Annotated in this window: 1 protein-coding gene; it reads right to left on the bottom strand. The window is 68.3% G+C overall.

Annotated features, from left to right (window positions below):
• A partial coding sequence (locus Pmi06nite_RS41635; RefSeq protein WP_373317371.1) for a DUF222 domain-containing protein occupies positions 1-569 on the bottom strand: 569 nt, incomplete at its 3' end.
• Between the last annotated feature and the right edge of the window lie 126 nt (positions 570-695).

Here is a 695-nt window from a genome sequence, read left to right as displayed (position 1 = left end):
AGCAACTCAGTAGTGACCTTGCTCTCCAGCAACGCCATCAACGCATCGGCGTTACGCACCCGCAACGGCCGCTCATCACCCTCAACCCTCGGCTTGGCATAAGCGTCCAGCCAGGCCCGCAACCGCGCCGCCGCCTCCCGCGGCAACCGGAACTCCCCCTCCATCCCACCCGAACCCGACGGCCGCACCACCAAAAACCGCCGCCCATAATCGGCATCCTCATCCTTGCCTGCCGAACCCGGATCCAAAATCTCCCGCAGGAACCGGCCCGCCCGAACCACCTCCGCCGGACCCGCCTGATCCGCCAACCCCACCAAAATCGGCTCCGCCACCCCCACCTGCTCATCAGTCAACCCACCGACCGCCACACAGATCGCATACACCCGCCCCTCCGACAACGACCCCTCAGCGAACCGCGCCCGCACCACCGGCAACCGCGCCAACTCGACCGCCAACGTGAGCAACCGACCGGCCGAACCACCATCCATCCCACACCCACCCCGCAACCACATCCGCGTACTCGCATGCCCCTGCACCCTGGCCTCACCCGCCCGATGCACCCGACCCACCCGCTCCGCCACCGCCGCGATCAACCGATCCCGCGCCCCCACCAACACCTCAACCTCAGCCAGACACTCACCAGCCGACTCCGGCACCCCACCCACCACCAACCCCGACACCGCCGCCTCCACCCC

Origin of the sequence: Planotetraspora mira, from assembly GCF_016863275.1 — a bacterium.
Lineage (GTDB): Bacteria > Actinomycetota > Actinomycetes > Streptosporangiales > Streptosporangiaceae > Planotetraspora > Planotetraspora mira.
This window is presented reverse-complemented; position numbering and strand designations above follow the sequence as displayed.